Source organism: Halomonas llamarensis, from assembly GCF_023555005.1.
GTDB classification, from domain to species: Bacteria; Pseudomonadota; Gammaproteobacteria; order Pseudomonadales; family Halomonadaceae; genus Vreelandella; species Vreelandella llamarensis.
In genome coordinates this window covers 22837-30282 of record NZ_JAMJPJ010000040.1, presented here as the reverse complement: position 1 = coordinate 30282, position 7446 = coordinate 22837, and the positions used below count along the sequence as shown (strand labels likewise).

Annotated in this window: 10 protein-coding genes and 1 pseudogene; 2 read left to right on the top strand and 9 right to left on the bottom strand. The window is 56.4% G+C overall.

What is annotated here, in order from left to right; genetic code table 11:
- The 7 genes and pseudogenes from M8006_RS16125 to M8006_RS16095 form a co-directional block, all read right to left on the bottom strand.
- Window positions 1-284, bottom strand: a pseudogene (locus M8006_RS16125) (AAA family ATPase); the annotation flags it as partial.
- A gap of 41 nt (window positions 285-325) precedes the next feature.
- Window positions 326-2383, bottom strand: a complete 2058-nt coding sequence (locus tag M8006_RS16120) for a DNA-binding protein (RefSeq protein WP_250083986.1) — start codon at window positions 2381-2383, stop codon at window positions 326-328.
- Window positions 2380-2568 carry a hypothetical protein gene (locus M8006_RS16115; RefSeq protein WP_250083984.1) on the bottom strand — a complete coding sequence of 63 codons (189 nt, stop codon included), beginning with the start codon at window positions 2566-2568 and terminating at the stop codon, window positions 2380-2382. The genes M8006_RS16120 and M8006_RS16115 overlap by 4 nt, the downstream gene beginning before the upstream one ends.
- Before the next feature lie 59 nt (window positions 2569-2627).
- The gene (locus M8006_RS16110; RefSeq protein WP_250083982.1) at window positions 2628-2978 is read right to left on the bottom strand and encodes a hypothetical protein; all 351 of its coding nucleotides are present in this window, start codon (window positions 2976-2978) and stop codon (window positions 2628-2630) included.
- Between the two features lie 11 nt (window positions 2979-2989).
- On the bottom strand, window positions 2990-3223 hold the full coding sequence (locus M8006_RS16105) for a hypothetical protein (protein ID WP_250083980.1): 234 nt from the start codon (window positions 3221-3223) through the stop codon (window positions 2990-2992).
- Window positions 3220-3657 carry a hypothetical protein gene (locus tag M8006_RS16100; protein ID WP_250083977.1) on the bottom strand — a complete coding sequence of 146 codons (438 nt, stop codon included), beginning with the start codon at window positions 3655-3657 and terminating at the stop codon, window positions 3220-3222. The genes M8006_RS16105 and M8006_RS16100 overlap by 4 nt, the downstream gene beginning before the upstream one ends.
- A gap of 2 nt (window positions 3658-3659) precedes the next feature.
- Window positions 3660-4025 (bottom strand): helix-turn-helix domain-containing protein, encoded by a 366-nt coding sequence (locus M8006_RS16095; protein WP_250083976.1) that lies wholly within the window; start codon window positions 4023-4025, stop codon window positions 3660-3662.
- A 128-nt stretch (window positions 4026-4153) separates the two neighbouring features.
- On the opposite strand from M8006_RS16095, the gene M8006_RS16090 reads away from it, so the two are divergent.
- Together M8006_RS16090 and M8006_RS16085 are read left to right on the top strand one after the other, a co-directional pair.
- A complete protein-coding gene (locus M8006_RS16090) occupies window positions 4154-4900 on the top strand; it encodes a LexA family transcriptional regulator (RefSeq protein ID WP_347709776.1) in 747 nt (248 codons plus the stop codon).
- Window positions 4901-5107: 207 nt separating this feature from the next.
- A complete protein-coding gene (locus tag M8006_RS16085) occupies window positions 5108-6478 on the top strand; it encodes an FUSC family protein (protein WP_250083971.1) in 1371 nt (456 codons plus the stop codon).
- Between the two features lie 98 nt (window positions 6479-6576).
- Here M8006_RS16085 and M8006_RS16080 read toward each other — a convergent pair whose 3' ends face one another.
- Entirely contained in the window at window positions 6577-7044 is a 468-nt protein-coding gene (locus M8006_RS16080; protein WP_250083969.1) for an S-ribosylhomocysteine lyase, read from the bottom strand.
- A gap of 46 nt (window positions 7045-7090) precedes the next feature.
- Window positions 7091-7438, bottom strand: coding sequence for a putative quinol monooxygenase (locus M8006_RS16075; RefSeq protein ID WP_250083968.1), 348 nt, complete (start codon window positions 7436-7438; stop codon window positions 7091-7093).
- Between the last annotated feature and the right edge of the window lie 8 nt (window positions 7439-7446).

Sequence of the window (7446 nt, the reverse complement as noted above, 5' to 3'; positions counted from 1 at the left end):
TCGGCGATCTGGTCGACCATCTCGCTGAGCGTCTTCATGGGGATGATGCCCATCTCGCGCAGCACAGCGACAACGAACGCCTTTTTCGTCCAGCTTTCACGGCACTCGACGTAGTAGGCGCGGTGCAGGTTGGCCGCATAAGCAGCGGCCAGGCTTTTGCCGTAGCCGCTGGGGCCATACATGACCACCAGGCCGGGCAATTCCGGTGGGCGGTTGGCGGCGCTTTCAACGGCGGCGGCAAGTAGGCCGACGTTCGTCAGTGGTACAATAGTGTTGACGCTCATAGTGCTTCCTTACTCAAGGTTGGGGTGTCATGGGCCGTGGTTTAGACGGCCCGGCGGTTGCGGGTGGGTTGCCGCCCACCCGCATCCACTTCTGCATCCATCACTTTGGCGATGGCTTTCAAATCATTGTGATTCTTGTAACGTTCGTGCCAGTCGCGAGCCGCTTCTGGCACTTCCTCTCCTTGCTGTAACTGTCCATCCAGCTTTTTCCAGAGCCGATAACGCTCCATCTTGTTTTGGGGTATCTGAAAGCGTGTGCCTTCATCCGCTAACCGCTTGGCGTAGGCGCGGCCTGCGGCGGCCTGTTTTTCATCCGAAACGCTGGCGGCGGGGGTAATTGCGCGTATCTCGACATCGCTGCCGGTAATGGTTTTGGCTTTCTGCGCCAGGCGGTTGAGCTGGCCTTTTTCACGCTTCTCGGCGGCGCGCTGGATCATGCTGGCGGGCATCGCAGGGGTGGCGTTGCCGTCTATCAGGGCATCGCCGATATGCTCGCCTTCAAGGGTGTAAACGCCGACGCTTCCGGTATCGCGGTAGTCCCATGCCACGCGGATCTCTTCGCCGTGGAAATCACGCAGGGTATCCAGGAAGTACAGGCCGCCGTTGATGCGAACCTCGCCACGGTTGGTTTTGCGCACTTCTTGTGGGCGCATGAGGGAGGCGACGACATCTGAAGGCGCGGTGAGCGCTTCGAAGCCTTCCGCCTCGGCACTTTTCCAGGCTTCCATGGGGCTTTGGTGGCGTAGCCTGCCGCTCTCCAGGTCGCGCAATTTGGGCAGCCCTGAGTGCGGGCGGTGGTTGTATACGTCCAGGGCGTCGTTGAGCCGGTCGAAGAACTCTTGAAAGGTCGGGATTAGCTTGGGTTTTAACCCTTGCTTAATATCGCGGCGGCTCAACTTATGCGCTTTCGTGGCGGCCTCTTTATCCATGTCCGCCCCGATGTAGCTGTCCATGGTTTTGGCGAGCTTCACCAGAATGGATTTGTGGGGGCGCTCGATCACGCCGCGTGCCTGTGAGTTGTAGGGCAGCGAGTGGGTGATGGTGCCGCCCAGGCGGTCGACGACTTCATAAACATTGGCGTTGTCGAAGCCGCTGCCGTTGTCGACGTAAAACAGGTTGAACATGCCCGCGCGGCTGACGGCATCGCGCAGCGCATCCAGCGTGGCCAGGGTCGATTCGGCCAGGTTCAAAGCAAAGCCGACGATGCGGCGCGTGGCCCAGTCAATGATCAGCGTGATTTCGGGCCGGAAGGCTTGGCCGGTCAGCGGGTTGATGACCTCAGCATCGAAGGTGTGGCCATCCGCCACCCACACATCGTTGGGCCATAGCTCATCTGTCTTACGTCTTTTAAAGGGCTGTAGCGCCTTCAACTCATGCGCGCCCATGCGGCCGCGCTCCCGTGCTTCAGGGCTGAGCTTGGCAAGCCAGCGGCGCACCTGGTGGATAGACGGATGCGGCGGCTGGGTCTGCTCGACCAACAACTGGTAGGCCGCTTCGACCGAAGGCTTCTGCGGGCGTTGGTACCGTTTGAGAAAGTCACCGGCCCAAGGCGGCATGCTCATATCGGCCTGGCGGCGTTTGGGAGCCAGGCCGCGTTCGCCGTGCTTTTTGAAGTCGGCGATCCAGCGCTTCAGCGTGCGTTCGCTCAGGTTGCGGGTGGCCGTCTTACGGTCATTGGCAAGCACCACGAGTTGCTTGAGGTAAGGCGTTAGATCGTCCGCTTTCGCGTGGGCGACTAACGTTTCGATGGCGCGCTGCTGGCTGACCATGCGGCTCATGCGTTCTATCTCACGCACGAACGCTACGCGGGCACTCATCACTTGGCGCTGGGCGTCGGTTAACTGCTGCTGGCCTGGGCGCTGCTCTTCCGGCTGCGGTGCCACGGTGCTGGCAGGCGTGGGGTCGGCGTTATCCGCCTGTGCCAACAGCAGAGCGTTTTGGGTTTCGGTGGGGAGAACGGCGAAGGCGTATTCCATCGCTTTGCTGCCTAGGCGCGGCTGGCCTTCCCAGCCTTGGCGGTCAGCAGCTTTTTTAACGCCCCGCTCGGTTCCGGGCATGCCTGGTAGCCCGGCCAGTTCTTTAGCGGAGTACCAGTTCATACACGCCCCCGCTGGAATAGGCGGGCGTTGCCCTCTGCGGTAGATTGGGCGGTGCAACCCAAACCCAAATCACCCTTAGAGGAACGCCCATGAAAGACCAAAGCGATATCGAAATTGCCAAGTTGGCTATGACGTTCACCGTTGCCTTGCTGGAAAATAAACACAGTCACTTGGCTAATTTTCATAAGGCCCGTGGAACCCAACCTACGTCCGATCCACTTGAGATATTCGATAAGGTTCATGATCACTTAGCCGCGAAAATATCGAAGGAGTAGCGAATAACTGTGGCGGTCGCTTGTGGGCCGCCCAGCATCTGCATGGTCAGCAGAAGGGCTTCCAGAATGACCAACTCATTTATGTCTTCTGGAAGTTCTCCATTTACTACAGCGGCCTTGATGCCCTGAATTGCCGCTTCAGCAACTTGAATACGCAGCTGGTGCTCTTCATCAATAACGGATTCTTTACCCTTCTCATGTGCAGCTTGATTACCCATAAGCTCTGCAAAAGCATTCTTGAACTCTTCAGCCGATTGACCTTCAGCTATTGCCTTGTCAATTAAGGCGCGGGCTTTTTCTATCGTTTCAGTGCTCAACATGGATGACGTTCTCATTGCTGTACTCCCATCTCATTCACGGCGCGATCCCAGTAGCGCGCCACTTCCTGCCGCTGTTCCGCTGACGCAGATTCCATCTCACGCACAACCTGATCCCAACGTTGCATCATGGCGTCCAGGTCACTTTCGCTAAGCACCACTTTGCTGCCATCTTCACGGCGCAGGGTGTGGCGGGCGGGCTGGTTGCTGCGCCACCATGCGGTGGGGTTCTCTGGTTGTTGGCTCACTGGTCTTCTCCCATCAGCTTTTTCAGCTTGCGTAGATCCGCATTCACGCGCTCTTGAACACGCGCGAGCTTCCCGTACTCGGCAGCCAGCGCCTCACGACCATAGGCGACACGGCCGCCACGCAGATGAACGATCCAGTCGGTAAAGACGTGGCTTTGGCAGACTTCTTCCAACAGCGGAATGCGATAGAAAGGGATGTTGTGATCGCTACGCGCTGGCGAACTCCAGGCATCCAACATGTGCTTAGAAACGTCATCACCGGAAAGGCGGCTCATCTGCGCGGCGACTTCGTAGCGGTCGACGGGGCAGTCTTTCATGACGATGCCGACAAGCTCGCTGACCTGGGCGGCATAGTTGCCGCTACCTGGCATCGGTACCACCGGCTCGGGCACCTCGAAGATGTCTAGCGTTTGGGTATCTTTGACGCGCCTCATGACTAAGCCTCCCGCACCATTTGACGATGCGTAGACGCGTTAGAACCGCTATCCTTGTCGTATAAGCAGTTTTGCGCTTTTGCAGTTTTAAGCTTTGTTGATAGCGTCTCTGCGCGATTAGGACGTTCACGGCACGGGGTGCCGTCTTGGTTCCAACGCTCTGGCCAAATAACTTGCGGGGTCAGCCCAAGCTTTTTGGCGATAGCGCGTTCCATGCGTGGGTAAGGGGTGTACTTCGCCATTTGTACGGCGTTGCCGGTGACGCCCAGCTCATCGCTAAGCTTGCGCAAGCTGCAACCCTGGCTGCGGAGTTGGTATTTCAGCCACTCCCAGCGCTGGGAAGGATTGATAGGAATTTCGTTGTTCATGGCGTCACCTCGGTGGCGTTTTTTGGGGTGTCTAACCTGTCTTTCCCCATAAACATAACTCCATATTCGGAACTGTTCAATCCTTTTATGGAGTTCTTTTTCTCTCTTATACGGATATTTACATCCTTATGAGGAATTATGGGTCTAAATCAATGCCTTACGAAGAATCGGAACTGAAAGAAAAAGCTGAAACCTCAGTTCCGAATCCCGATAAAGGAATCGGAACTCGAATTTCGGAAATTTCTGAGTTGATGGGTGGGCGTAAGAAAGCTGCGCAGACCGCTGGAGTGGCTTTGTCCACTTTCCATAGATGGTTGGCGGGAGACTCGATCCCAGCGCTTGATAGCATTGCTCGCTTGGCTCAAGGCGCGGGAGTGTCTTTAGATTGGGTCGCTACAGGCGAAGGCTCTATGCAACTCGGCAAAAGTGATTCGATTCCAAATACGGAAGTGCTTGGCATGGAGGATTACGCCTTTGTGCCGCTGTATGACGCCCAGTGCAGCGCGGGCGATGGTGCTTGGAATGAAGGGTGCCGGGTGCTTACGCATATCAGCTTTACGCGCTACTCACTGCGCAAGCAGGGGCTAACGCCGGACCACCTTTCAGCGATCCGCATTGATGGCGATAGCATGGAGCCGATACTGCACAGCGGTGACACGGTGTTGATCGACCACACGCGCACGGCGATAGAGGGTGAAGGTATTTATATCTTGCGGCTGGATGGACATCTCTACGCTAAGCGCTTACAGCGTAACTTCGACGGCGTGAGCATCATCAGCACCAACAAGGAATACCGCGAGGTCGTTGTACCACGCGATCGCCTGAATGAACTGGAGATCGTCGGGCGCGCCGTGTGGGCTGCTGGGTGGTTGTGAGGCTGTGCCAAACATCCAACAAAAAAGGCCGCTCCACGTAGGAACGGCCTTTTTCTCAATTTGCGCGCCTTTGGCACTGCTGGTGTCTAATCTGCTGGCGCTATATACTGGCCTTGTGTTTGTAACCCTCTGAATCTACGGCGCTAAATTTCGTCTCTTATCCCAGCTTATCCCTATTTGTTGTTTATAGTCCCACATTAGGCCGTTGTGCCATATCTACTGCTAACTCACAGCACGCTGCGCTTTTTCGCCAACCTGCAGGCACTTCACCAATTAATCCACGACCACGCCGACCGGCTCGCCCCACAAAGTATCGGACTCGCGGGTCAGATCGCAAAAGGCTTACGCGATGCTGAACACGTTAAAGGGGTCGTTGAGGCCAGAAAAGCCCTCCAGATGCTGCGCCACCGAGTTCATGAAAGCGAAGAAGAAAGCACCTTAGCACCGCTCGACCGACGCCTACGCTTAGGCCTACGCGAGTCAATTGGCCACGCCATGGTCATGCTCGATGCCCGGGAGGCGATTGCCTCGCCAGAGCGCCATAAGCTGCGCTCATCGCCGCTAGCCTGGCACCGCGATCACCTCGCCGCCGGTATTAACGCCATCCGCTCTGGGCTGGTATTTTCGCTACTGGCGATTTTCTGGATCGTCACCGCCTGGCAGAGCGCCATGATCGCGATGATGCTGGGTACGCTGTTTTCGGCCTTCTTCGCCAGCCGGGATAATCCCCTCGCCATCACCATGATGTTTTATAAGGGCATGCTGGCGGCGATTCCCAGTGCCTTTCTGTTTGGCCATGTGCTGCTCTCCCAGGCCAATGGTTTTCCAATGCTCGCGATGCTATTTGGTGCACCACTTTTTTTGGGGCTATTGGGTGCTACCAACCCAGCCATCATGGGCTATTGCCTAGCGTTTACTATCTTCAATATTCTGCTCACCATGCCGGGCAACGGCATGGACTTCTCGTTCGATAGCTTCGCCAACCGGGTCGTCGCCGTGGTGATTGGGCTAAGCTGTGTGGTGATGGGCTTTCGCCTGCTGCCAGGGCTGGGTACCCGACTTAGGCGGCGGCGTTTGATAAACGCGATTTCCACCGATATCCATAAGCTAAGCCAACGCTCGATTCGCGACGCCGAAACACGCTTCAGCGGCCATATGGCAGATCGGCTTTTGCAGTTGGCACAGCACGACGATATGTTGCCTGAAGACCAGCGCCACCTGTTTATTCTTGGCCTAACCGGGCTGGACGTTGGCATCGCCACCCTGCGTCTGCGTGATCGGCTGGATGATGCACCGCATCCGCGCATCCGCGAAGCGCATCGTCACTTATTAGGCACGCTGGCGAGCGGATTTGAAGAGAGCGCCAATGGGCGGCCACCCCAGGGTATTCGCGGAGCCGGTAAACAGTTGGAGGAGGCGATTAAGGTCCATGGAGATGTACCCGCCGACCGCCGCTTATTGTTGGAAGGCTTGGTTGAGCGGCTCGAACTGGCCCTAGAACGCCTGGCGCGTATCATGGCGAAACGACCGCAGGCTAAGCCTGCACATAAATCGCAGACCTCGCCAACCTCAGGGTGACCGCATGAGTTCTATCCCTTCTGCGACATCGCCTAACGCGAAAACGCCTCCACGAGAGGAGGCGTTTCAATGATTGCGTTACATCGCTAACTCAGCGATTAAGCAAACACTTCTGTCCATTCGCTACGCTTGCCCAACAAGGCTTTGGCAAGCTCCTGAGCACCTTCCAGGCTGTGGCTCGCTGCCCAGCCGCACTGCATTTCGTTGCAGGCAGGTACTTCGGTGGCTTCCAGCACATCGTTTAGCGTTTTCTCGACGATGGAAACCACTTCATCATAGTCATCGTGGTTGATCATCGCGATATAGAAGCCGGTTTGGCAGCCCATCGGGCTGATGTCCACCACTTTATCGGTGTGGTTACGCGACTTCTCGGCTAGCAGGTGCTCCAGCGAATGCAACGCAGGCATGTCCATATGGCCTTTATTGGGCTGGCAAATGCGCAGGTCGTATTTATGAATACGATCCCCGTTTTCACCTTCTTTGATATCTGCCAGGCGAATGTAAGGCGCTTTCACCTGGGTGTGATCCAGGTTAAAGCTTTCAACATTCATTTTTTGCTCGGTCATAGTCGCTCCTTTTGCGATCGGTTTTATCCTGCTCTGCCCTCTTGGTCTACACCTTTGGGGCGTCAAAGTTCCACGGCTCATCGGTATAGACGCAAACGTTGGCGTCTTCGATATCGCCGTCGGGAGACTCGACATTCTGAGCGAAGAAATCTTGAATCTCTTTGCGCTGGCAGTGCGCTTCAAACGCTTCCCGGTTAGCCCAAATCTCATGAAAAACGATGGGGAACCCGGTGCCATCCGCGAAGGGGTTTTCGATCTGCCGCGTGACGGTATAAAGCAGACAGGCGTCTTCTCGGTGGGCGTTGGGCTCTAGTGACTGCAGCGTTTTAAAAACGGCCTCTTCTTTGCCGGGCTTGGGTTTGAAGCTGGCTGTACAGTAGATCTTTTGTGACATATGGCGTC